This window comes from Deinococcus sp. Leaf326 (assembly GCF_001424185.1).
Classification (GTDB): domain Bacteria; phylum Deinococcota; class Deinococci; order Deinococcales; family Deinococcaceae; genus Deinococcus.
Map to the genome: position 1 here is coordinate 300,469 of NZ_LMOM01000065.1, position 23,377 is coordinate 323,845.

General features: G+C 70.3%; 16 protein-coding genes and 2 tRNA genes. 4 read left to right on the forward strand and 14 right to left on the reverse strand.

Going from position 1 to position 23,377, the window contains the following annotated elements; genetic code table 11:
* Positions 1-30 precede the first annotated feature (30 nt).
* The 7 genes from ASF71_RS18365 to ASF71_RS18395 form a co-directional block, all read right to left on the reverse strand.
* Positions 31-876: an immunity 49 family protein gene (locus ASF71_RS18365; protein ID WP_056302712.1), complete on the reverse strand. Its 846-nt coding sequence runs from the start codon at positions 874-876 to the stop codon at positions 31-33.
* Positions 873-4,892 (reverse strand): hypothetical protein, encoded by a 4,020-nt coding sequence (locus ASF71_RS18370; protein WP_156372946.1) that lies wholly within the window; start codon positions 4,890-4,892, stop codon positions 873-875. Before ASF71_RS18370 ends, ASF71_RS18365 begins: the two co-directional genes overlap by 4 nt.
* A gap of 85 nt (positions 4,893-4,977) precedes the next feature.
* On the reverse strand, positions 4,978-7,758 hold the full coding sequence (locus ASF71_RS18375) for a valine--tRNA ligase (RefSeq protein ID WP_056302716.1): 2,781 nt from the start codon (positions 7,756-7,758) through the stop codon (positions 4,978-4,980).
* The gene (locus ASF71_RS18380; RefSeq protein ID WP_056302717.1) at positions 7,755-8,249 is read right to left on the reverse strand and encodes an NUDIX domain-containing protein; all 495 of its coding nucleotides are present in this window, start codon (positions 8,247-8,249) and stop codon (positions 7,755-7,757) included. Before ASF71_RS18380 ends, ASF71_RS18375 begins: the two co-directional genes overlap by 4 nt.
* A 414-nt stretch (positions 8,250-8,663) precedes the next feature.
* A complete protein-coding gene (locus ASF71_RS18385; RefSeq protein ID WP_056302719.1) occupies positions 8,664-9,185 on the reverse strand; it encodes a DUF4388 domain-containing protein in 522 nt (173 codons plus the stop codon).
* A 148-nt stretch (positions 9,186-9,333) separates the two neighbouring features.
* Entirely contained in the window at positions 9,334-10,899 is a 1,566-nt protein-coding gene (locus ASF71_RS18390; protein WP_056302721.1) for an AMP-binding protein, read from the reverse strand.
* A 207-nt stretch (positions 10,900-11,106) separates the two neighbouring features.
* A complete protein-coding gene (locus tag ASF71_RS18395; protein ID WP_056302723.1) occupies positions 11,107-12,312 on the reverse strand; it encodes a benzoate/H(+) symporter BenE family transporter in 1,206 nt (401 codons plus the stop codon).
* Positions 12,313-12,429: 117 nt separating this feature from the next.
* On the opposite strand from ASF71_RS18395, the gene ASF71_RS18400 reads away from it, so the two are divergent.
* Complete coding sequence (locus ASF71_RS18400; protein WP_056303042.1) at positions 12,430-13,866, forward strand: PLP-dependent aminotransferase family protein; 1,437 nt, start codon at positions 12,430-12,432, stop codon at positions 13,864-13,866.
* Between the two features lie 48 nt (positions 13,867-13,914).
* Here ASF71_RS18400 and ASF71_RS18405 read toward each other — a convergent pair whose 3' ends face one another.
* From ASF71_RS18405 to trmH, 3 genes are all read right to left on the reverse strand, one after another.
* Positions 13,915-15,144 carry a 2,3-bisphosphoglycerate-independent phosphoglycerate mutase gene (locus tag ASF71_RS18405; RefSeq protein ID WP_056302725.1) on the reverse strand — a complete coding sequence of 410 codons (1,230 nt, stop codon included), beginning with the start codon at positions 15,142-15,144 and terminating at the stop codon, positions 13,915-13,917.
* 141 nt (positions 15,145-15,285) lie between these two features.
* On the reverse strand, positions 15,286-16,110 hold the full coding sequence (locus tag ASF71_RS18410) for a TerC family protein (RefSeq protein ID WP_056302727.1): 825 nt from the start codon (positions 16,108-16,110) through the stop codon (positions 15,286-15,288).
* A gap of 106 nt (positions 16,111-16,216) precedes the next feature.
* The gene (gene trmH / locus ASF71_RS18415) at positions 16,217-16,888 is read right to left on the reverse strand and encodes a tRNA (guanosine(18)-2'-O)-methyltransferase TrmH (RefSeq protein WP_056302729.1); all 672 of its coding nucleotides are present in this window, start codon (positions 16,886-16,888) and stop codon (positions 16,217-16,219) included.
* Between the two features lie 82 nt (positions 16,889-16,970).
* Between trmH and ASF71_RS18420 the strand changes: the two genes are divergently transcribed.
* Positions 16,971-17,510, forward strand: a complete 540-nt coding sequence (locus tag ASF71_RS18420) for a DUF1440 domain-containing protein (protein WP_162243138.1) — start codon at positions 16,971-16,973, stop codon at positions 17,508-17,510.
* Positions 17,511-17,563: 53 nt separating this feature from the next.
* On the opposite strand, the gene ASF71_RS18425 is transcribed toward ASF71_RS18420, so the two are convergent.
* Together ASF71_RS18425 and ASF71_RS18430 are read right to left on the reverse strand one after the other, a co-directional pair.
* Positions 17,564-18,484, reverse strand: coding sequence for a DUF389 domain-containing protein (locus ASF71_RS18425; protein WP_056302733.1), 921 nt, complete (start codon positions 18,482-18,484; stop codon positions 17,564-17,566).
* A 137-nt stretch (positions 18,485-18,621) separates the two neighbouring features.
* Positions 18,622-18,698, reverse strand: a tRNA-Pro gene (locus tag ASF71_RS18430).
* A 200-nt stretch (positions 18,699-18,898) separates the two neighbouring features.
* Here ASF71_RS18430 and ASF71_RS18435 point away from each other — a divergent pair.
* On the forward strand, positions 18,899-20,134 hold the full coding sequence (locus tag ASF71_RS18435) for an aminopeptidase (protein ID WP_056302735.1): 1,236 nt from the start codon (positions 18,899-18,901) through the stop codon (positions 20,132-20,134).
* 274 nt (positions 20,135-20,408) lie between these two features.
* Here the strand turns inward: ASF71_RS18435 and ASF71_RS18440 are convergent, their stop codons facing one another.
* A complete protein-coding gene (locus ASF71_RS18440; RefSeq protein ID WP_056302737.1) occupies positions 20,409-21,674 on the reverse strand; it encodes an aminotransferase class V-fold PLP-dependent enzyme in 1,266 nt (421 codons plus the stop codon).
* Positions 21,675-21,775: 101 nt separating this feature from the next.
* Here ASF71_RS18440 and ASF71_RS18445 point away from each other — a divergent pair.
* Positions 21,776-21,851, forward strand: a tRNA-Lys gene (locus ASF71_RS18445).
* A 113-nt stretch (positions 21,852-21,964) separates the two neighbouring features.
* Here ASF71_RS18445 and ASF71_RS18450 read toward each other — a convergent pair.
* On the reverse strand, positions 21,965-23,281 hold the full coding sequence (locus ASF71_RS18450) for a thymidine phosphorylase (RefSeq protein WP_056302739.1): 1,317 nt from the start codon (positions 23,279-23,281) through the stop codon (positions 21,965-21,967).
* Positions 23,282-23,377 lie beyond the last annotated feature (96 nt).

Sequence of the window (23,377 nt, forward strand, 5' to 3'; positions counted from 1 at the left end):
CCGCTACGCCACGGCGTTTCCCTTCGGCCATCAGCGCAGCAGGTCCGCAGGCATGTAGCCGGACGTGACGTGTAGGTCGTACCCGGCGCGCACGGCGTAACGGCCCCAGCCCAGCGCGGAGAGGCCCAGGAAGCCCCGGGGGTCGTTGAGCCGGTGGTCTTCCTGGCGGTGGTAGTAGCGGCCGTGTCCACGTAGCACGCCCACCAGCGCCGTGTTGACGTGTTCCTCCTCACCGAGAGCCAGCGCAGAGATCATGTCGTAGACCGGCACGATCAGATCGTCGACGTAGCTGTACTCATCGGGTCGCAGGTGGGCGTGACCGGTCAGTTCCAGGCCGCGCCGCACCGTTTCGGGCAGTTCCGGGGACTGGTGCCAGAGCTGCTGGGTGGCTGCCACCAGCAGATACGCGCACTCGGGAAAGGTGGTGGAACTGCGGCGGATCAGGTCCAGCGGCACGTCGCTGAGCGGGTTGACCACATCACTCTGATCGGTGGCGAGGGCGCAGGAAAACCCGTCCATCCAGCGGGCCACGGTCGTGCGGGACGTCGGCCCGGTCGAGACCTGAGGCACGCCCTGAAGGCCGAGCAGGGAGACGGGCACCGTCGCCTGGCCTGCGGGAAAAGCGGCGAGCCGGAACAGGGAGTCGACCGTGTCGGCAGCCAGCACCAACAGCTCCCGCATTTCCTGGGCAGAGCCGCCGCGCAGATTGAGCAGACCGGCTTTCTTGATCGCGTCGTCGGAAATCAGAGCCAGATCGTAGTCCTGAAATTTGACCAGGCCCGCCGCCTCGCTGGCGAAGTTCCGGTCGAGCTGTTTCAGTCTGTCCCCGAGGGCGTCGTACACAAACTCTTCCGGCTGGTGGCTGGCGACGTTCACGGCTGACCCGGACGCAGGATGAAGTCACTGGCCTCGATGCCCACCGACTCGTCCCCGCCGGTGCCCGAACGGATGGGGGCGCGCACTTCCATATAGGTCAGGGTACGGTCTCTGAGTGCCGAGTCCACGGCGTCCATGACCGCCGCATTGTTCCGGTTGCCCCGCATGATCTCGATGATCTCGTTCATGTATTCCGGCGTCCCCTGCTGCGCCCGGCCCGCGCGGGTCATCCGTGACCCCAGGGGGCTGCTGCCTCCCTTCGCCTCGATGATGACAAGGTGCACCTCACCGCTTTTCAGCGTGACGCACCAGACCTGATCGAAGTCGCCAGCGCGGTTGGGCTGGTCAGCCCCCCCATAGAGCCGCGTGACCTGCTCGGCGTCCGAGAACCTGCTCTGGATGTAGGATTCGGCGGCGTAATCCCCGAGCTGGGCGCTGTGCTTGTTGATCTCGTTGCGCAGCCGGTGCAGTTCCCCGAGTTCGGCTTCGGTCATGTTCAGGCCACGGTCGGTCAGGCCCTGTTCCTGCGCCCTGGCCTCAGCTCGCTGCCGGATCACCGGCTCAAGCTGTTCCTGATACGTCTTGACCGCGTCCTGACTGAGCTTACGGCCGCTCATCACGTCACGCACCCCGTCGGGCGTCGACACCTGTTGGCCTTGCTTGTCGGTGACGGTGGTGTCCTGAGGCCAGTCCAGGCGGGCCTTGGGGCCCTTCTGTGCCCGGATCAGCTGTCCGGCCGGTTCAAAGCTCCGGGACTGCGCATTGAAATAGAACTCCTCGCCCTCGTAGCCAGGATTGCGCCGCAGCACCGGCTCGCTCTTGCCGGGGGGCAAGATCCAGTGATGCCCGTCCGGAGCCGCGCCCGGCGTATCCCCGGGGGGCCAGTTCAGCTGCTTGGCCTTTTCCAGGCCCCTGGACACGTAGGCGTCGACCGCGTCGTCCACATCCCTCAAATGTGACGGAGTCGTCTTGGCCTCTTTGCCGAAGGCCTCGGCGTAATACCGGGCCTGGTCCCCCGCCTCGAGGTACTGACGTTGCCTGAGCGGCTGGTCCTCCAGGTGGGCCGCCTCCTGACGGTACCGGGCGGCCAGTTCCTCGTGCTTGAGCTGCTCATGTTCATACTGTCGCCGCAGCGACCCGGCCGGGGCCTCTTGACGAGGAAAACCGAACAGGTCATGCAGCCGTGCGCTGGCCTTGCCCAACGGACTGTTCTCCGCCCTCAGTTCACGTGCACGGCTCACATGGGCCTCAACCGATGCGCGGGTGGCGTGGGGACTGAGTTCTACCCGGGTCTGTCCTGAGGTATACCCCCTGACCCGCCCGGACTCTCCGCGCAGCACCGGATTGACCTCCGTACGCACCACCCCCCGCCGGTTGCCGGTCAGGTCGTTCACCACGTCGCCCGCGCGGTTGCCGGCGCGCTCGCCCAGGGTCTGCGCCCGCTCGGGCAGGCTGGGGCGTGCGCCAGTGCCTGCGGGGGCACCTTCGGGCGTGGCGGCGCGGGCATTGCGGGTCGCGACCCCGTGCGCGGCCACACCCGCCCCCGTGCCGATGGCCATCATCATCAGGGTCTCGGGGTTGGTCAGGTTCTTCAGGGCGTCGCCCAGGCTCATGCCGCCCATCACGTCGCCCATCACATTGCCGCCCAGGTCGAAGGTGGTGCCCAGCGCGAAGCCGGCCGCCTTCTGGGTCAGGCCACCCCCCAGCGCGCCCATGGCCCCCAGCTTGCCGATCAGGGCCCCGCCCGCGCCCCCCAACGCCCCACCCGCCGCGCCGATGAGGGCGGCCTTGCCCACCCCGTCGAAGACGCTCTTCTGGTATTTGGCCTCCATCCCGATGTTGTCCACGGCATTGTTGGCCATCTGGATCACGGCGCCGCTCGCCGCTCCGACAATGGCGCCGCCCACGATGGCCCCGATGGTTCCGGCCGCGGCCCCTGCCCCCAGGGCTCCGGCCATCGCGCCGACCGCCCCGATCACGGCCGGCCCCGCCACGACCGCCACCACGATGATCACGGCGACCATCAGGGCGATCTTCACCCAGGATTTCCAGCGCGGCTGAACCTGGGCCGCCGCCTCCTCGGCGTTCTGGCGGATCTGCGCGTCCTCGTTGGTGAAGTTGCCCTCCAGCGCCTTCCTCAGCGGCCCGACGGTCGCCTGGAGCTGGGCCGGCAGGCCACTCAGCGTCTTGCCGTAGAGGTCTTCGAGGCCCTGCGTGAGGCCCGCCAGGGTCTCGCCGCTCGCCTGTCCCTCCTGCTCGCTGCCCTGCCGGTGCGCCTGCGTCAGCTCCTGAAAGAGGGCCAGGGCCTGCGCGACCACGCCCGCCCCCGCCTGATCAAATCCCCCGGCGAGGCCCGCCGCCTGCTGCCCACCGGACTGCGCCGCCTGGCCCAGCGCCGCGCCCGCCTGCGCCGCGCCCTGGCTCAGTCCAGCACTCAGGCCTGCGGCGCTGCGGCCCAGTCCGGACTGGGCACGCTTCATGCCGGCGGCGACACTGCTCTGCGCACCCGCCAGCAGCTGGGCGAGCTGTTTGGGATCAGGCGCCTGCGAGGCGCGGATCTGCCGGTCGAACCCGGCGAGGCTGCGGTCGAGTTGCCCGGCTACGCCCTGAACGCTCTTCTGGAGGCCGGCCTGCGCGCTGCTGGCCTGCCGGCCGAGGCCAGCGGCCTGGGTCTGGGCCTGACGCGTGACGGCGGCCACGCTGCTGCCCTCCGCGCGGCTCAGGCTGCTCAGGGTGCCTGCCAGCTGCGTCTGGAGGGCGGCCGTCAGGCTGCGGTAGGCGCTCATGGCCTGCGTCCGGGCCTGGCGCTCGCGCGCGTCGAGGCGCTTGTGGCTGGCCGTGAGCTGCTCCTGAAGAAGCTTGAGGGTGCTCTGGAGGGCAACGTCGATGTTGCTCAGGTCCTTGCCCATCCCGCCGTCGGGTCCGACGAGCCGCTGGGCCTCGTCGTCGGCCTGTTCCCGGAATCCCGGCGCGTAGGCCTGCCCCACATCGCGGGCGGCTCCGGCGCGGGCCTTCCAGCGGTTGTCGGTCAACGGGCCATCCAGAAAGCTGTCGTTCTCGCCGGTCACGTTCGACTCGTACGCGCGGGCCTGGGTCTCGGCGCGGTCCCTGGCCTGGGCACCCACCGCGTCCCCGGCCTGGGCATACTGCGGCACCACCGCCTGATACGCGGCGCGCACGGCGGTCTTCTGCGCTTGAGCGCCGGTGCGGGCCTGTCCCGCCGCCTTGGTGTGCGCGGCCGTGACCTTGGCGCGCGCCGCGCGTGTGGCGGCCGGCAGGCCCGCGAGGGTCCGCGTGTGCTGCGCCGTGACCTGCGCGCGGCTGCTGGCGGCGCGCCCCGTGACACGGGCACGGCTGCGCGCGAAGTGGCCCCGCAGGGTGCCCTGCGCCCGGCCCGCTGCCGCGCGCACCTGCGCCTGCGCCCGCACCGCCCCAGCCTGAATCTGCCGTCCCAGCGTCCGGCCACTGGCCTGCACCGCCGCGACCTGTTGCCGGCTGCGTTTCAGGAACCCGCTGGCCAGCGCTCCCGCCTGCGCGTGGCGCTTGGCGGCGGCCTTCAGGGCAGTCTGGGGATTTACGCCCGCCCGTTTTAGGGCGGCCCGGTCGAGCTGCGGCTTGGCGAACCTGGTCTTGCCCGGCGCTCCCAGCATCACGGCCGCAGGGGTGACGGTCCTGGTTGCCTGTTTGGGAAAAGTGAGGACCGGCTTGCGGAGCTGCGCCGCGACGGTCTTGGGCGCCCTGGCCGGGGCCGGGCGGAGGGCGGCGGCCCGCCCGACCAGCGGCCTGGGTGTGGCCTTCCGGAAGGTGGCGAGGGCCTGCTTCTGGCCCGCCTGAAACGCCTGTACATGCTGCGCGCGGGCGATCCTGGGCCGCGCCGCGCCCGGTACCCGCCGGCTCCGGGACGTGACCTCCGGCGGCCGCGCGGGTGGGAGCCTGGACGCGGTTTCGGCGCCGGGTGGGCGCGGGGCTGCCGAGGATCCGGGCCTCACCATGTCCTTCCGCCGCTGCTCGAACATGCTCCACTGTACCCCCACCGGGGGAGGCCGCGGGCCACAGCCGAAACCGCCCCGGAGGGCGGTCTCCCGTGTCCCGGCGCGTCCCTCAGGCGAACTGGGCCAGCACGCCTTCCAGACGCTCCTTCTGCGCGCCGAAGTCGGCCACGCGGCGGCGTTCCTCCTCAATCACCTCGGCGGGCGCGCGGGCCACGAAGCCCTCGTTGCCCAGCTTGCCCTGCGCCTGCTTGATCTGCTTGTCGAACTCGGCGAGGCGCTTTTTCTGCTTGCCCACCCAGTCGGCGAGGTCCACCGTGCCCTCCAGAGGCGCCAGCACCGTCACGCCCCGCTCGACGGCGGAGAGGGTACGGCCCACAAGCTCCGGCACGAGCATCACGCGGGCAATCGCCTCGACTACGCGGGCATTTTCGGTCACGGTGGGGGCGAGGTCGCCCTGCACCGCCACGTCCAGGCGGTCCTGCGGCGAGAGGCCGAGTTCGCCCTTGAGGCTGCGGGCGCCGTCTACGGCCGCGCGCAGGGCGCTGAAGGCCCGCACCGCCTCGGCGTCGTGCAGCGCGGCGTCGGGGTGGGGCCAGCTGTGCAGCGCGAGCTGCCGACGGTGGCCCAGCGCCGTATACAGCTCCGAGGTCACGAAGGGCATGAAGGGATGCAGCAGCTTGAGGATGTGCTCCAGCACGCCCTTGAGCGTGACCAGCGTGCCGAGGTTACCCGAGGCCAGCGCCGGCTTGGCCGCCTCGATGTACCAGTCGCAGAACTCGTCCCAGGTGAACGTATACAGCGTGCGGATGGCTGCCCCGATGTCGAAGGCGTCGAGCTGCGCCGTCGCCTCGGCCGTCACGGCGTCGAGCCGGCTGATGATCCAGCGGTCGGCCAGGGTCAGGTCCTCGCGGTGCCGGACCATCGCCAGCGCCTCGCGGCTGCGCAGGGTTTCCTTCTCACGCGGGTTCACGGCGTTCAGGACGTAGTGGGTCAGTTCGTCGTCGCCGTCCAGGCCGGGCGCGGCCTCGGACAGCCGCAGCAGGGCGAAGCGCGCCGCGTTCCACAGCTTGTTGGCGAAGTTGCGCCCCTGCTCGAAACGCCGGGGATCGTGCTTGATGTCCTGCCCGCCGGTCGAGAGGAATGTGAAGGCGAAGCGCGAGGCGTCCACCCCGTACTCGTCGAACAACTCCAGCGGGTCCACGCCGTTGCCCTTGCTCTTGGACATCTTCTGGCCCTTGGCGTCGAGGTACAGGCCATGCAGCATGACCGTCCCGAAGGGCGCTTTGCCGGTCAGGCCGTAGCCCGCCATCTGCATCCGGGCCACCCAGAAGAACAGGATGTCGTAGCCGGTCACGAGCACCTGGGTCGGGTAGAACTTGCGGAAATCCTCGCTGTCGGTGTCGGGCCAGCCCAGCGTGGAAAAGGGCCACAGGTTCGACGAGAACCACGTATCGAACACGTCGGGGTCGCGGCGCAGGTTCAGGTGGCCATAGCGCGGGTCCTTGTCGCAGTCGAGGTCGGGCTTTTCGGGGCTGGGCACGTACACGTTCCCTTCCTCGTCGTACCACGCCGGAATCTGGTGGCCCCACCACAGCTGGCGGCTGATGTTCCAGTCACGGATGTTCTCCAGCCAGTCGCGGTTGACCTTGCCGTAGCGCTCGGGCACGAGGCGCATCTCGCCCTTGTCCAGGCCTTCGAGCACCTGCTCGGCGAAGGGCTTCATGTGCACGAACCACTGCTCGCTGACGATGGGTTCGACCGGCACCTTGGTCCGCTCCGAGAGGCCGATGGCGGTCTCGTGGTCCTTTTCTTCCAGCAGGTCGCCGGATTCGGTCAGCGCCGCCACGACCGCCTTGCGCGCCGCGAAGCGTTCCAGACCCTGGAAGGCCGCCGGCACGAGGTCGTCGGTGGTGAGGTTGCCGTGCAGGTCGATCACGCTGGGGCGCGCGAGGCCGTGGCGCTCGCCCACCTCGAAGTCGGTGGGATCGTGAGCCGGGGTGATCTTGAGCGCGCCGACGCCGAACTCCATCTCCACGGCCTCGTCTGCGATGATCGGCACCGTGCGGTCCGTGAGGGGAATGCGCGCCCGCCCCCCGACGAGGTGCGCAAAGCGCGGGTCCTGCGGGTGAACGGCGATGGCCTGGTCGGCAAAGATGGTCTCGGGGCGCACGGTGGCGATGCGGATCTCGCCGGGTTCGCCGTTGCTGGCCGCCGCCTGCGGGTCTTCGAGCTTGTACGACAGGGTATACATCTTGCCCTTGCGTACCTCGCGGTCGATTTCCAGCTCCGAGAGAGTGGTCTGGGCGGCCGGGTCCCAGTTCACGATGCGCTCGCCCCGGTAAGCGGCGCCCTCGTGGTACAGCTTCACGAACTGATGGCGCACCGCGCGCGACAGGCCCTCGTCCATCGTGAAGCGCTCGCGGGTCCAGTCGGCGCTGACCCCCAGGCGCGCGAGCTGTCCCAAGATCACGCCGCCCGACTCCTGCTTCCAGTCCCAGACGTGGTCCAGGAACTTCTCGCGGCCCAGGTCGTGACGCGACACGCCCTGCTCGCGCAACTGGCGCTCGACGACGACCTGCGTGCTGATCCCCGCGTGGTCCATGCCCGGCAGATACAGCGCCTCGAAACCCTGCATGCGCTTGTAGCGGATCAGGGTGTCGATCAGGGTGTTGTCCAGCGCGTGGCCCAGGTGCAGGCTGCCGGTCACGTTGGGCGGCGGGATGACGATGGTGAAGGGTTCCTTGCCGCTCGTGGCGTCGGCGCGGAAGGGCTCGCTGCGCCAGCGGGCCACCCAGCCGGGCTCGACGGCCTGCGGGTCGAAGGACTTGGCGAGGGTCGAGGCGTCGTTGAGTTCGGCGGCTTCGGGCAGGGTGGGGGTCGGGTCGGTCATGTCTGGGACTCCTTGAAGGGGTTGAGCAGGCGGTGAAGGTGGGGCAGGGCGGCGTCCATCTCCCAGTCGAGGGCCGGGGCGTGCAGGGCGGCCCACCGGAAGCGGAACAGGTGGGGGCCGCTGCCCGCAGCGTTCGCCTCGGTATGGTCCCAGGTATCGGGCAGGTCGGCGGGGGCACTCAGGGCATAGGCGTGGCAGACCTGCCGAGTCAGACGGTCGGGAAGCTCGGCTTCCCAGAGGTACGACACGAGGAACTGCGGGCCGCCCAGCGACAGACCGGATTCCTCCCGCAGTTCGCGGATTGCCGTCTGGGCCGGGAATTCTCCGGGTTCCACACCCCCTGCCGGAAGCTGCACGCCGGAGTCGTCCGGCACGTGGTCAAAGACCAGCAGCCGGCCGGGCCGAGAGACGAAACACAGCACCTTTTCGCGCAGCCCACGCGCGGCGGCGGCGGCCCTGGCCTTCGCCTGAGTGTCGTAGAACGTCACCATTTCTTCTCCCCTCCCCCGGCTCTGGCCTGAGCGACCACGAAAAACGTCCCGTCCGCCGTGCCCAGTTCCAGTGCTGGAACGGACCCTGTGCGGACGAGACGTGAAGGCCGTGTCCCGTGGTACCACCGCGTTTCCCCCCTGCATGAGGGGCGCTCGATCTGCGCTGTCACGGGCGCGGCCCGGACGGGTCTAGCCGCCCTGGGGCGGGGTCTTCCGTCGTGCTCGCGGGCGACGTTCTCCGGTGGCCTTCCCGCCCGGCCCTCTCAGTCGTGGGGCAGGCTTCCTGTGGGCGCCGCTCCGGGTACTCTTCCCGGTCACTGCCCACAAAGTCTACGGGCTGGCCGGGCCGCTTTTCAATCGGCGGCCCCACACTCGGGGCGGCCGGCTGCGGCAAAGGCGCCCAGCCGGCCGGGGTCAGCCGACTTCAATGAGGCCGCCGGTCATGAAGGGCCGGAGGGTATCGATCACGCCGCGCGGGGGCAGGCCGGCGCGGTCGATCAGCTCACGCAGCGTGAGGTTCTGGCGCACGAGGCTCAGCAGGCGGTACTGCTGGCGGGTGACAGGCTGCTGGTCGCTCCAGCGGCTGCTCAGGCGCAGCGGGCGGCCCCACTCGGGAAAGACGCGCAGCAGCGTGCCCCAGGCTTCCTGGTCGCCCAGCATGCCCACCAGGGCCTGGTCGGCGCGCAGGTTCAGGGTGCGCTGCGGCGCCGGCTCGTCGGGCACGAAGAAGAAGGTACCCGAATCCAGGCTGCTCAGCAGTTGCAGGGCGTGGGGGCCGCTGAGCGCGCCGCTGTGGGCGTGGACCAGCTCGCCGGGCGCGAACCACAAGCTGCCGCCGCGCAGGTGCTCGACAGTCAGTCGGCCGCCCCGCCCGCTGGAGAGCAGCATCTGCATCACCGGCAGGAAAGGAAAGACGCTGAGATCTCCGCTGACCATAAGTTCATCCTCAGTGTAAAGCCTCCATGAAGCCGGGAAGCTCTGGTCAACTGACCCGGCGCGCAGGGGGAGGCCCGGCGCTGGGGGGGGTCCGCCTCCCCCCCGGGCCGGCCGGGTCACGGCCTGCCTACATCGCCCGGTGCCGGGGTCAGTTCACCTGCCGCTCCTGGCCCGCCCACAGCTCGGCGCGCAGCACGAACTTCTGGAATTTGCCGCTGGCAGTCTTGGGCAACTCGTCGCGGAATTCGTAGTGCTTGGGCACCTTGAAGCCCGCCAGGCGCGCGCGCACATGCGCCGTGAGGTCCTCGGGACTGGCCGCATGGCCGCCGTGCAGCGCGACGAAGGCGCAGGGCACCTCGCCCCAGCGCGGGTCGGGCATGGCGACCACCACCGCCTCGCGCACGGCCGGGTGGGCGTAGAGCGCACCCTCGATCTCCACGCTGCTGATGTTCTCGCCGCCCGAGATGATCACGTCCTTGTTGCGGTCGCGGATCTCGATGCGGCCGTCGGGGTGTGTGACCGCCACGTCGCCCGTGTGGAACCAGCCGCCCGCCAGCGCCCTGGCGGTCGCCTCCGGGTTGCGGAAATACCCCTTCATGACGAGGTTCCCGCGCACCATGATCTCACCCAGCGTCTGGCCGTCGTGGGGCACCGGGGACAGGTCCTCGGCCAGCACGTCCACCTCGCCGGCGAGCAGCATCTCGAACCCCTGGCGGGCGACCAGCGGCGCGCGCTCGGCGGTGGGCAGGGCTTCTTGCTGCGCGCTCAGTTCGGCCACAGTGATGAGCGGGCTCGTCTCGGTCAGGCCGTAGGCCTGCGTGACGTGGAAGCCCAGAGCGTTCATATCCGCGATGGTCCGCGCGTGCGGCGGGCTGCCGGCAGTGGTGACCCGCACGGGCCGGGACAGCGGGCGCGCCGTGGCGGGGTCGGTGAGCATCGAGAGGACTGTGGGCGCGGCGCACAGGTGCGTGACCCCGTAGGTCTCGATGGCGGCGTAGGCCTCGGCGGCGCGGACCAGCGGGAGCGTGACGTGGGTGACGCCCACCCCGAAGCCGCTCCAGACTCCGCCCCAGCCGTTGGCATGGAAGTCCGGCAGGGTGTGCAGGTACACGCTGTCCTGGTCGAACTTGAAGGTGTAGATCGTCTCGGCAGCGTTCAGCAGGCAGCCCCGGTGCGTGAGCATCACGCCTTTGGGGCTGCTCGTCGTGCCGGAGGTGAAGTTGATGGTGAGGGTGTCGTCCTCGTCATGGACCGCGTAGGGCAGGGGCGAGGCGTCCTGGGCGGCCAGCCTCGCCTCGAAGGCGGCCCCCGCCTCACCCTCGCCCAGGACCCAGACCTCGGTGCCCAGGTCGCGGGCGGCGTCGCGTACGCGGGGCTCCAGCGACTCGTCGACCAGCAGCAGCCGCACCTCGGCGTGCCGCAGCTGAAAGGCGTACTCCTCGGCACTCAGGCGCGTGTTGAGCGGCACGAGGACCGCGCCCGCCCAGGGCACCCCCGCGTAGGCCAGCAGGCCGCCGTGGGTGTTGGGCGACAGCACCCCGACCTGCGCCCCCGCGTAGCCCGCCGCCCCGACCGCGCGGGCCAGCCGGTAGATGCGCTCACCCCACTCGCGGTAGGTGAACTGCCGTCCGCCCGGCTCGGTCACCGCCACGCGGTCGGGGTAGACGTTCAGGCCACGGCGGACCAGGTCGAGGGGCGTCAGCGGCGTCTTCATGGGCAGACCTCCGGGGGAGCAGCAGAGGGAGCGGAACGTGGGTTGTCGGTTGTGGGGCCACTGTACTCCGTCGCCCCGGCCCGCTTCACCCTCTCCCCCGCCGTGGTGCAGACCTGTGCAGCCCATCCGACCCGCCTCTACGGCCGGATCGGCGCGGCTGGGTCAGCGCGGTGCAGAGACCTCCGGCGGGGTCTGTGCCCCTGAAGTCTAGGCCGCCCGCCGCCGCGCGCCCGTGACCTCCAGCGCGTGCACGGCCAGCCCGGCGAGGATGCCCCAGAAGGCCGCCCCGATGCTCAGGGGGGTGACGCCGCTGAGGGTGATGAGGACCACCAGTGCGGGCGCGAGGCTGCCCGGCGCGTCCCGGAACCCCGCCAGGAGGCTGCTGCCGATGGCCGCCAGCAGCGCCAGCCCGGCGAGCGCCGCGAGGGCCTGCACCGGCAGGATGCCCAGCAGGTGCAGGAAGGTGCCCGCGAACAGCCCGAACACGATGTTGAACACGCCCGCCCACACGGCCGCCGTGTAGCGCCGCGCGGGGTCGGGGTGCGCCTCGGGGCCGCTGACGATGTTGGCGAGGAGCGCCCCCAGGGTCAGGTTGTGGCAGCCTACGAAGGCGGCTGCCGCGCTCGCCAGCCCGCAGACGCGCAGCACCGGCCCCGGCGCCGGCTCGTAGCCGTTGACCTTCAGGACCCCGAATCCCGGCACGAACTGTCCGGTGAAGGCCAGCAGCGTGAGAGGCAGCGCGAGGTTGAGCGTGGCCCGCAGGCTGAACTCGGGCCACACGAGCTGCGGCGTGGTCAGGGCAACCGCGACCGGCGCGGGGTGCCACAGCCCCAGCCCCGCGCTCGCCGCCACGCCGACCACGAGCACGCCCGCCACCGCCCACAGGGGCCGCCACTGCCGCACCAGAAAGTACGCCAGCACCATCAGCCCGACGAGCAGGGGTTCTTGCCCGAAGGCCTGCGCCGCGTGAAAGCCGAAGGGCAGCAGGATGGCGGCGTTCAGGGCGGCGGCCAGATGCGGGGGGATGGCTCCCAGCGCCCGCGTCAGCGGCCGAAAGGTCCCCAGCAGGATGACGAGCACGGCGCTCGTGAGAAAGGCCCCGATGGCCTGCGCGAAGGGAATACCCGGCAGCGCCGTGAGCAGCAGCGCGATGCCCGGCGTGGACCACGTGGACAGGATGGGCATCCGGGTACGCAGGCTCAGGAAGATGCCCGCCAGCCCGGCGAAGATGGCGTGTCCCCACAGCCACGACATGGCGGTCGCGTCGCTGAGGTGCGCGGCCTGCGCCACGCTGTAGATCAGGACGTTCGGCCCCGCCCAGCCGATCAGGATGGCGATGAGGCCGCTCAGGACCGCGTTGGGGTGAGAGTCACGCCAGAAGTTGGGGCGGGCGAGGGGGGGCGCGGCGGTCATCCGCCCAGTCTGCGGTCCGAATTGGCCTGGGCAACAGGGGCAATCCGGGGGCGATTGGCCTGCTTGTCTGGTCACCACCTGCATGATTGGCCTGTCCCCGGACCTATGCTGCCGGGCATGGACGCTCCGCGCTGGACGGCCCTGCTCGCAGGCTGGCAATCGGGCACCGGGCCGCTGTACGCGCGGCTCTCCGCCCACCTGCGCGGCGCGGTGGCGGGCGGGCAGCTCGCGCCAGGAGAGACGCTGCCGGCCGAACGCGCACTGGGCACCCTGCTGGGCGTCAGCCGCAGCACGGTGGTCGCCGCCTATGACGACCTAGTGGCCGGGGACTGGATCACCCGGCGCCGGGGCAGCGGCACCCGCGTGGCGGCGGGCGTGCCCCGGCAGGCGCGCGCACTGGAGCTGCGCAGCCCGGTGCGTGGGGGGCCGCTGCGGCCGGGGGGGACCGGGGACGACCTCGACCTCACGGTGGCGGTGCCCCTCCTGAGCGACGCCCAGCGTGCCGAGCTGAGCGGGGCGGTGGCCGGAGCCTTCGCCGAGTCGCTGTACCACCCCCTAGGTTTGCCCGAACTGCGCGCCGAACTGGCCGCGCTGTATACCGGAGGGGGCCTGCCCACCACGCCCGAACAGGTCGTTGTGACGAGCGGGGCGCAGCAGGCCATCGCGCTGCTCGCGGGCGCGCTGCTGCGCCCCGGCGACGCGGCGGTGCTGGAAACTCCAACCTACTTCGGGGCCATCGACGTGTTCCGGGCGGCGGGAGCCACGCTGCGGGGTGTCCCCGTCACGCCGCAGGGCGCCGCGCCCGAGGAGTTCGCGGCGGCCGTGCGCGCGCACTCGCCCCGGCTGGCCTTCTTGACCCCCACCTTCCAGAACCCGACCGGCGCGGTGCTGCCCACCCATGCCCGGCAGCGCCTCGCCGCGACGATTGCGGAGGCCGGGCTGCCGACCATCGAGGACGACACCCTGATTGACCTGGGCTTCGGGGAGAACGCGCCCCCGCCCCGGCTGGCCTGTTTCGCGCCGCAGGCCCCCATCTTCAATGTCGGCTCCCTGTCCAAGCTGTACTGGGCGGGACTGCGGGTGGGCTGGCTGCGGCTGCCGGGCGGCGAGGACACGCGGGGCCTGGGGCGCGTGGTCATGCAGGCCAAGACGCTGGCCGACTTCGGCGGTGGGCTGCCCTCGCAGCACCTCGCGCTGCACCTGCTGCGGCACCTGCCCCGCCTGCGGGCCGAGCGCCGCGCCGCCGTGACTCCGGCGCGCGACCTGCTCGCCGGGCTGCTGCGTGCCGAGCTGCCCGACTGGCAATTCACGCTGCCCCAGGGCGGACAGTTCCTGTGGGTCGAGCTGCCCACCCGCAGCGCGAGCAGTTTCATCCACAGCGCGGCGCGCCGGGGCGTGCGGCTCTTTCCCGGCGCCTCGATGGACGTGGGCGACCTGCCCGACGCTTACCTGCGCCTGCCCTTTACGCTGGACCCGGCCCAGTTGCCCGAGGCCGTGGGGCGCCTGAGGGCGGCGTGGCATGAGCACCAGCTGCGCGGCGAGCGGCTGGCCTAGCAGACGGGTGGAAAGTGGAGAAGTACGTCTCCACTTCCCCAGCACCTGTTATGCCCCGTACTTGTTCAGCTTCAGCGCGTTCGCCATGAGCAGCGGCATCACGTCGGGGCCACGGCGCAGGCCGAGGCTGCCCTTCTGGGCCTCTTCCTCGGTGTAGCGCGCCGCCACGTCCTTGCGGCCGTGCTCACCGCGAATGAGCAGAGGCACGGGGTGCCAGGAGTGGCTCAGCAGTTTGCTGGGCGTGCTGTGGTCGCCCACGATGGCGATCACGTCGGGCTTCAGGGCCAGCAGCTGGGGCAGCAGTTCGTCGAAGATCTCGATCTTGTGGACCTTCTCGGCAAAGTCGCCGTCCTCGCCGGTGCTGTCGGTCTTCTTGACGTGGAAGTAGAAGAAGTCGTACTTCGCCCAGTTCTCGGTCACGGCTGCCACCTTGCCGTCTAGGGCGTCCTCGTGGCCTTCGACGTCCAGCACGTCCATGCCGACCAGGCTGGCGAGGCCCTTGTACATCGGGTAACTGGCGATACAGGCGGCCTTGAGCTGGTAGGCGTCCTCGAAGCTGGGGAAGTGGGGCACGTCGCTGTAGCCCCGGAACAGCACGCCGTTGACCTGCTCCTCACCCTTCAGGGCTTCCTCGGCGCGGGCCACAAAGGCGTTGACCAGCCCGGCGGTCTTCGCGCTCGCGGGGTCCTGGGCCTGGGCCTGCATGGGCTGCACGCCGGTCACCTGCGGGTCCACATCGCTGAGGTTGGCGCCCAGCGGCTCGCCCTGCGCGCGGAACACGACTACGAAGCGGTGCTCGGACTCGGTGTAGATCTCGACCGGCACGCCGTCGATCTCGGGAACCGCGCCCTTGAGCAGCGCCACGATCTCGGCGTTCTTCTCGTCACTGGGGCGGCCCGCGCGGCGGTCCAGAATCAGGCGGTCCCTGCCCAGCGTGGCGAAGTTGCCGCGCACAGCCACGTCGCCCGAGTTGAGCTTGACGCCGATGCCCACCGCCGAGAGCGCCCCGCGCCCCACCACGTAGCGCAGCGGGTCGTAGCCGAACAGCGAGAGGTGGCCGGGGCCGCTGCCGGGCGTGATGCCCGCGCCGACGAGTTCCACGAGGCCGAGCTGCGAGTCTTTGGCCAGCGCGTCGAGGTTGGGGGTCTTGGCGGTCGCCAGTTCGGTGTCGCCGTTCAGGGTGAGCGGCAGGCCGCCCACGCCGTCGAGCACGACCATCAGGATCTTGCTGTCGGTTTTCTTCGCCAGGCCGCGCACGGTATCGAGCAGGTCACTCATGGCGGCCAGTCTACGCCGCGCCCCGTCAGCCTCAGGCCAGGGCCTGTCAAGACACCTAGCCGCCCGGCTGCCGGCGCAGGGCACAAAAAAGCCGCCCCGGACACGTGTCCGGGGCGGCGCAGAGGGGGCCAGCGGGGCGGCTCAGCCCCTACGGCCGTCAATGCGCCCGTCGGCGGCGTCGGCCACCGTGTCGTCGATCTCGCCGACCACGGCGTCGGCCTTGGCCTCGGCGGCGGCGTCGCTCATGGCAGGCTTGCGGGTCGCCAGGAAGGACCCGATGACGCCGATGGCGGCCATGACCCCCCAGAACACGACGGCGGGCAGGTGAAAGGTGGGCACCGCAGGAAAGACCTCGTGGGCGGCTTCGAGCGTCTCGACCGCGAGCTTGACCGCGATCCAGCCGACCAGGGCGTAGGCCACGTTGTCGAAGGCCGGGTACTTGTTGAGCAGCTTGAGGAACACCGTCGCGGCGATCCGCATCAGGATCAGGCCGATGATGCCGCCGATGACCACGATGGTCAGGCCCTGCTGGCGGGCCATACCGCGCGGAATGAGGGCCACGCCCGCCAGGATGCTGTCCACGCTGAAGGCCAGATCGGTGAGGTTGAGCAGAATCACGGTGGGCCAGAAGCCCCGGCCCTTGGCCTTGTCGTCGGCCTCGTCTTCGGTGCCCTTGTGCTTGACGAAGTGGCTGATCGCCAGGTAGGCGAGGTACGCGGCCCCGAAGGCGCGCAGCCACCAGTATTCGAGGATGTAGCTGGCGAGCAGCACGCCCAGGATACGCAGGACGACCGCGCCCCCGATGCCGTAGGCCAGCGCCTTGCGCTGAAGGTCGCCCTTGAGGTGGCGCACCATGACCGCCAGCACAAGCGCGTTGTCGGCCGAGAGCAACCCCTCAAGCAGAATCAGGGTGCCGAGGATCGCCCAGAATTCGGGCGTGATGGGAGGCATTTCGAGTCCGAACATAGATTAAGGCAGTCTAACGTTCCTGCCCTCCACTGTCTGCGCGGCGGGCACGAACGCAATGCACGCTATGCACAGGCCAGTGCTCCGTGCCCCTACGCGCGGCGGCTCAGGAGACGATCTGGCCGGTCTCGTCGAGGGCCGGGTACGCCTCGCCGCGCTCGCGGTAGGCCGGGGCGAGGTCGGGGTAGGCCCACTCGAAGGCCAGGGCCTCCAAGGCGGCGGGGGCGAGTTGCGGCGTCTCGTACATCCCGGCGGTGAGACGCTGACGCTGGGCCTCGAACAGGATGCTGGCAGCGGCTACCGACACGTTGAGGCTCTGGACCATGCCGTACATCGGAATGACGATGTTGGCGTCGGCGGCCTCGGCAGCCTCGTCCGACACGCCCCACTTCTCGGCGCCCAGCAGCACGCAGGTCGGGCGCGAGTAGTCGAATTCGCGGTAGTCCACGCTGCGCTGCGAGAGGTGCGTGGCGAGCACCTGAAAGCCGCGCGCCTGCAACTCGCGCACCGCGCCCACGGCGTCGGCGTGGGGGTTGACCCGCACCCACTTGTGCGCGCTGCCGGAGGTCGCGTCGTAGGTGTGGCCCTCGAAGGCGGCCAGGGTGCCGTGCCTGGGCGGGACAGCGTGGGCTTCGAGCACCCCCACCGCGTCGCAGGTCCGCACGATGGCGCTGAGGTTGTGCGGCTTGTTGACCTCGTCCATCAATACGGTCAGGGTGGGCTGGCGTTTGCTCAGCACGCGGCGGATCTTGGCGTAGCGTTCGGGGGTGGGGGCCATGACAGGCCAGGGTAACGCACGCGGCTTGAGAGGGTCTTTACCCGCCGCCGGGCGCTGGAGCTGGCCGCCTATGCTGCCCCCCATGAGACGAACCGATCCCCTGCGAGGCGCGCTGGTGGGCGCCGTGGCCGGCCTGGTGGGCGCCTACGTGAAGTCCCTGGTCGAGCCGCCCCTGCAAAAGCTGACCGAGAAGGCCTTTCCGCCCACCCCCGAGCAGAAGAAGATGATCGGCGCCGACCCTATCGGCCGCCAGGACCACATGCCCCCCGCCGAGATGATCAAGGCGGCCGACGAGGCCCTGACCGGCCACACCCCCAGCAAGGACGCCAAACTCAAGGGCCAGCAGGTCATCCACTACACCCTGGGGGCCACCCTGGGCGCGGCCTACGGAGCCCTGGCCGCCGTGAATCCGGCCGTGACCCTCGGCGCGGGCGTGCCCGCCGGAGCCGTCATGTACGGCCTGACCCACGCGACCGCCGTGCCCGCCACCGGCTTCCAGGCCTGGCCCTGGCAACTGCCGCTGGCCGCCGTGCTGTGGGAGTCGGGATCGCATCTGGCATTCGGCCTGACCACCGAGCTGACCCGCCGCGCCATCGAGGCCGCACTCGACCGGATGGACTGATCCGCATGCCCCGCCCGGCCTCTCCCCCGCCGGGCGGAGGCCAGTTGTTTCGCCTACAGCAGCGGCTTGCGGCGGTGCACGGCCACCTGCTTGATCCAGAAGACGAGCGAGCACAGGACCACGACGAGCAGGGCATCGAGGCCGAAGCGCTCCAGGCCCTCGGCAGCGAGGTCGAGACGGCCCAGCGTGAGGGCCATGCCGACCGTGGCGGCGGCAGGCATGAGAACCAGGGCCACGAGCGCGCCCGCGATCACGCTGCGGCGGTAGGCCGACATGATCACGGCCCCCGCGAGAGCCCCGGCGGCCGAGAACAGCACCTCGGCGGCGGTCGGTTCGGCCAGCCGCACCAGCTCGGCGTTGCCAGTGAAGTCCCCCACGGTAGCTGCGCCCATCCAGCGCAGCAGCAGGAAGGTCAGCCCAGCAGTCAGGACGAACACCGCGTACCCGGCCAGCACCGCCCGGCCCCCGAGCTTCAGGGCCACCGGCTGACGCAGCACCAGACCCAGCGCCACCTTGGCGATCGGCTCGAAGCCCGGCGAGATGATGGACGCCGCCACGAAGGCCAGAGCCTGCGGCGTACCGCCCGTGACCATGCCCACCGAGGCCAGCACGCCCCCCAGGGCCATCAGCGCCAGAAAGTTGGGCGTTACGTGAATCTGGTGACGCAGGCCGGCGGCGATCTCCTCCCACAGCGCCTCGTCCACGTCGCTCAGCACGCGGTCGTGGGCGTCGGGGTCCAGGATGGCACTCACCTCACTGGTAGCGACCGAGAAGTGCGGGCACAGCGCCTCGACCTGCCGCAGCACCTCGTCGGCCCCGTCGTTCAGGACGTGCGCCGTGATGACGTCGCCCGGCGGCTTAACCGACGCGCCCCGGCTCACACTCAGGCTCACCACGGCGCCGAGCGGCTCCAGCGCAGCCAGCAGCCCATCGGTGGACGCCGCCGGAACCGCGATGCTCAGCGCCCGGTGCATCTCTTCACCACCAGGGAGGGCACAGGGGCAGCCTAGTGCCGCGCGGCAGAGACACCAAACGGGCTTCCTTTAGCTGACCAGGCCGGACTCGCCCGGAAAACAACAAAAAACTCTCCCCCGAAGGAGAGAGTCTGTGCTGGTCGAGGCGGCGAGATTTGAACTCACGACCCCTACCACCCCAAGGTAGTGCGCTACCAGGCTGCGCTACGCCTCGAAACACCAGCCACAGAACTATAGGGGCTCAGGCCGCAGCGGTCAAGCCGGGGCCAGGAGTGACCTGGCCCGGCGGCGCGGCGAGACCCGGAAAACGGGTCAAAACAGGCTGCCGGGCACTCTTCTTCCGGGGGCACGGCGGACCGGAGGTGCTCCGCGAAGCGGGACGGTCCGCACGCGGCGGCCCTTATCCTGTGGGCCATGACCCTGACTTTTGAACAGAAGCTGCGCAACTACGCGCGGCTGGCGGTGCGGGTAGGCCTGGGCGTGCGCGAGGGCCAGCGGGTACTGGTGCAGGCCCCGGTGGACACCGCGCCCCTGGCGAGACTGGTGGTACGCGAGGCGTACGCGGCGGGCGCGAGCTTCGTGGACGTGCGCTGGGACGACGACGACGTGGTACTCGCCCGCTTTGAGCTGGCCCCCGAGGGGACCTTCGAGACGATCAGCAAGTGGCGCGTGGACGCCGAGCTGGAAACGGCGAACGACGGCGGCGCCGTGATCGCCATCCGCGCGACGAATCCGGGACTGCTCTCGGCGGTGGACCCCCAGCGCGTGGCGACCCACCAGCGCGCTCTGGCGACCTACCGCAAGCCGTATTCGCAGCAGGTCATGACCAACCGGCTCAACTGGAACCTCATCAGCGCGCCCGTGCCCGGCTGGGCCACCCTGATGTTCCCCAACGCCACCGAGCCGCAGGCCATCGAGAAGCAGTGGGACGCCATCTTCGCCGCGACCCGCGCCGACCAGCCCGATCCGGTGGCCGAATGGACCACCCATCTGGCGGCCCTGAAAGAGCGCCGTGAGCGCCTGACCGAGAAGGGATACGCAGCTCTGCACTTCCGGGGCGGCGACACCGACCTGACCGTGGGCCTCGCCGACGACCACATCTGGGGCGGCGGCGCGGCCGACACGCCCGGCGGCATCACCTTCACCGCGAACGTTCCCACGGAGGAGGTCTGGACTGCTCCGCACCGGGAGCGCGTGGACGGCGTGGTCGTGAGCACCAAGCCGCTGTCGTACAACGGCGTGCTTCTCGACGGCATCCGCATCGAGTTCAAGGATGGCCGCATCACCGGGGCCAGTGCCCGCACGGGTGAGGAAGCCCTCCAGAAGATGATCGCCACCGACGAGGGCAGCCACCGCCTGGGCGAGGTCGCGCTCGTGCCGCACTCTAGCCCCATCAGCCGCTCGGGCCTGTTCTTCTACAACACGCTGTACGACGAGAACGCGGCCTCGCACATCGCCATCGGCAGCGCCTACCGATTCAACGTGCGTGGCGGCGTGGAGATGAGCACCGAGGACTTCACCGCGAAGGGCGGCAACGACAGCCTGACCCACGTGGACTGGATGATCGGGTCGGGCGAGATGGACGTGGACGGCGTGACGAAGGACGGCACCCGCGAGCCGGTGATGCGCGCGGGCGAGTTCGTGATCTGAGAAAAGGGGCCGTCTTCGCTGGAAGGCGTTCGGGTCTCCTTCTCTTTCCCCCAGCCCCCCTCCCAACAGGGGGGGATGTTTTTTCACTGGGCCCGGCAAGAGTCGTCCCGGACATTGCCGGGGTCTCTTTGCCCTGCGGCGTGAGGGCTCGACTCGGGCCAGCGCCAGCCGGGGTGAACTGGCCTGTGGGCAGCGCGCCCGGTGACCTTCCGACGGACTTGGGCCGTGCGGTAGGGTGGCCTGGACTCGGTAGGCCGCCCGCCACAGGCTTTCCCTACGCCCCGGCCACCGCCTGCTCAATGTCGGCCTGAAGGTCGGCCATGGCCTCGACGCCCACGCTCATGCGGATGGTCTTGGGGGTCACGCCGGCAGCGTAGCGGGCCGCCTCGGGCACACGGCCGTGGGTGGTCGTCCAGGGGTGCACGACGAGGGTCCGCACGTCGCCCAGGTTCGGCGCGATGCGCAGCACCCGCAGCCGGGGCAGGAAGGCGGCGGGGTCGTCCACCTCGAAGGTCAGGACGGCGCCCTGGCCGCGCGGCAGGTATTTCTGGGCGAGGAGGTGGTGGGGGTGGTCGGGCAGGCCCGCATAACTGACCTTGCCGATGCGTGGGTGGGCCGCGAGCCACCGCGCCAGCCCCAGCGCGGTCGCGCTCTCGCGTTCCAGGCGCAGGGCGAGCGTTTCGGTACCCTGGGCGATCAGGAAGGCGCTGTGGGGGGCGAGCGTCATGCCGAGCTGGTGGGCGCCCAGCCAGCGTTGCCGCCACGCCAGAGCTGCCTCGCCGCGCTGTGCCAGAACGCTGTTGTCACCGCCGTCCGTGAAGACCGGGAGACGGCTCAGGTCATGCGCTGCACCCACCGTCACGCTGCCGCCCATCACGCTGCCGTGCCCGCCCGCCCACTTGGTCAGGGACTGGGCCACGATGTCCGCACCGTGTTCCAGCGGCCGGCTCAGGAAGCCCACGCCTCCGCAGGTGTTGTCGATGGCAAGCAGGGCGCCGCGTTCGTGCGCGATCTCGGCGAAGGCCGCGATGTCGGCCACGTCCCCGGCCGGGTTGGAGATCATCTCAGCCCACACCAGCCGGGTGTTGTCCCTCATCGCCGCGCGGATGGCGCCGAGCGTGTTCTCGACGAGTGAGGCCGTGATCCCCATCAGGGGCAGGATGTTGCTGAGCATTCCCGTGGTGCCGCCGAAGAGGCTGGACGCCGAAACCACATGGTCGCCTGCCCGGCACACGCTGAGGATGGCCGTCAGGGTCGCCGCCTGCCCGCTGGCGACCGCCACGGTGGCCGTGCCGCCCTCTAAGGCAGTGATGCGGCCCTCCAGCGCCTTGACGGTGGGGTTCTGTAACCGCGCGTAGCTCAGGCCAGTGTTGTGCACGAACTCGCTCTGCGCTTCTTCCAGCGTGTCGAACTGGAAGGCGGCGGCCGCGTGGATCGGAAAGCCGATGGTCTGGCCCAGCCCACGCGGAATGCCGCTCTGCACGGCTTCGGTCTCGTAGCTCCAGTCGGGGGCCGGGTGGGCGGGCAGCGTCTCGGACATGGGTTCATGCTAGGCCGGGCCAGGCCGCAGGGGGCCGGGGCTGTCCTAGTCGTGGGGCGCTTGACAACCTAACACCCTCCCCATATACTTCGTTCCGCTCTGGGTCGTTAGCTCAATTGGCAGAGCAGCTGACTCTTAATCAGCGGGTTGTAGGTTCGATTCCTACACGACCCACCAGACAAAAAGCCCCCGCTACCCAGCGGGGGCTTTTGCTTTGTCGCCCAGCATGGCCAGAAGACTCCTCTATCAGAGAAGTCCCCGGTTCAGTACCGACCCTACCGGGGGCCGCCTCAGTGCACGCGGCCCAGGATCAGGGGAGCGGGGGCGACCGGCTCGGTGCCGATGCTCAGGCCGGCGCTCAACAGCTCCAGCGCGGCGGCCAAGCCCCGGCCGCCCCGGTGGTAAACGCGCAGCACCGGCTCGCCGGCCACGACTGCCTCGCCGGGCTTTTTCAGCAGCTCCACACCCACGCCGTGGTCGATGGCCTCGCCTTTGCGCTCGCGGCCCCCGCCCAGGACGAGCACCGCGCGGCCCACGCTCAGGGCGTCCACGGCACTCACGAAACCGGCCGTGGGAGCCGCAACTTCGGCGCGGCCGGGGGCCACGTCGAACTTCTCGGGCTGATCCACGTAGGTCGGGTCGCCCCCCTGCCCCTCGACGAAGGCGCGGAACTTGGCGAGCGCGGAGCCGTCGCGCAGGGTCTGTTCGGCCCGCGTGCGCGCCGCGTCCTCGGATTCACCGTGGGCGGCCAGGGCCTCAACGGCCAGCGCCACGCACAGCTCGTGCAGGTCGGCCGGGCCTTCGCCGCGCAGGGTATCCAGGGCTTCGAGGACCTCCAGGCTGTTGCCAGCGAGGTGCCCAAGCGGGGTGTCCATCTCGGTCAGGACCGCACGCACCTGCCGCCCGGCGTGCGTGCCGATGTCCACCATCGCGCGGGCCAAGGCCTCGCCGTCTGCCGCCGTGCGCATAAAGGCCCCGGCGCCGACCTTCACGTCCAGCACGACCGTGTGCGCGCCCGAAGCGAGCTTCTTACTCATGATGCTGCTGGCGATCAGGGGCAGGCTGTCCACGGTGGCCGTCACGTCACGTAGGGCGTAGAGCTTGCCGTCGGCGGGCGCGAGGTCGCGGCTCTGACCGACGAGCGCCAGCCCGATCTCAGCTGCCTGCGCCAGAAACCGTTCCTCGCTCAGCTCGGGGGTCCAGCCGGGAATGCTCTCGAGCTTGTCGATGGTGCCGCCCGTGTGCGCCAGCCCACGCCCGCTCATCTTGGCGACGGTCAGGCCCAGTGCAGCCAGCATGGGGGTCAGGATCAGACTGGTCTTGTCGCCTACACCACCGGTCGAGTGCTTGTCCACAGTGTCTTTCAGGCGGCCGAGATCCATCTGGTCGCCGCTCGCGGCCATCGCCAGGGTGAGGTCGGCCGTCTCCTGGGACGTCATGCCGCGTAGAAAGACCGCCATGAGCCAGGCGCTGACCTGATAGTCGGGAATCTCGCCGCGGGTGAAGCCCTGCACCAGCGCCTCGATCTCGGCGCGGGAGTGCGCGCCGCCGTCGCGCTTGTGCTGGATGAGCCGGGGAACGGGCAGAACAGGCAGGGAGGAGGCCATAGGACCGTCAGTGTAGGCGGTGCAGGCAGAGGACAGCCACCTGATTGGGGGCGGGCCAGTCAGGTGTGACGGTTGTCAGAAGAGGCAAGCAAAAAT

Coding starts and splice junctions, on each gene's coding strand:
- ASF71_RS18370 (WP_156372946.1), bottom strand. CDS start 4,892: ATGTTCGAGCAGCGGCGGAAGGACATGGTGAGGCCCGGATCCTCGGCA.
- ASF71_RS18375 (WP_056302716.1), bottom strand. CDS start 7,758: ATGACCGACCCGACCCCCACCCTGCCCGAAGCCGCCGAACTCAACGAC.
- ASF71_RS18380 (WP_056302717.1), bottom strand. CDS start 8,249: ATGGTGACGTTCTACGACACTCAGGCGAAGGCCAGGGCCGCCGCCGCC.
- ASF71_RS18385 (WP_056302719.1), bottom strand. CDS start 9,185: ATGGTCAGCGGAGATCTCAGCGTCTTTCCTTTCCTGCCGGTGATGCAG.
- ASF71_RS18390 (WP_056302721.1), bottom strand. CDS start 10,899: ATGAAGACGCCGCTGACGCCCCTCGACCTGGTCCGCCGTGGCCTGAAC.
- ASF71_RS18395 (WP_056302723.1), bottom strand. CDS start 12,312: ATGACCGCCGCGCCCCCCCTCGCCCGCCCCAACTTCTGGCGTGACTCT.
- ASF71_RS18400 (WP_056303042.1), top strand. CDS start 12,430: ATGGACGCTCCGCGCTGGACGGCCCTGCTCGCAGGCTGGCAATCGGGC.
- ASF71_RS18405 (WP_056302725.1), bottom strand. CDS start 15,144: ATGAGTGACCTGCTCGATACCGTGCGCGGCCTGGCGAAGAAAACCGAC.
- ASF71_RS18410 (WP_056302727.1), bottom strand. CDS start 16,110: ATGTTCGGACTCGAAATGCCTCCCATCACGCCCGAATTCTGGGCGATC.
- trmH (WP_056302729.1), bottom strand. CDS start 16,888: ATGGCCCCCACCCCCGAACGCTACGCCAAGATCCGCCGCGTGCTGAGC.
- ASF71_RS18420 (WP_162243138.1), top strand. CDS start 16,971: ATGAGACGAACCGATCCCCTGCGAGGCGCGCTGGTGGGCGCCGTGGCC.
- ASF71_RS18425 (WP_056302733.1), bottom strand. CDS start 18,484: ATGCACCGGGCGCTGAGCATCGCGGTTCCGGCGGCGTCCACCGATGGG.
- ASF71_RS18435 (WP_056302735.1), top strand. CDS start 18,899: ATGACCCTGACTTTTGAACAGAAGCTGCGCAACTACGCGCGGCTGGCG.
- ASF71_RS18440 (WP_056302737.1), bottom strand. CDS start 21,674: ATGTCCGAGACGCTGCCCGCCCACCCGGCCCCCGACTGGAGCTACGAG.
- ASF71_RS18450 (WP_056302739.1), bottom strand. CDS start 23,281: ATGGCCTCCTCCCTGCCTGTTCTGCCCGTTCCCCGGCTCATCCAGCAC.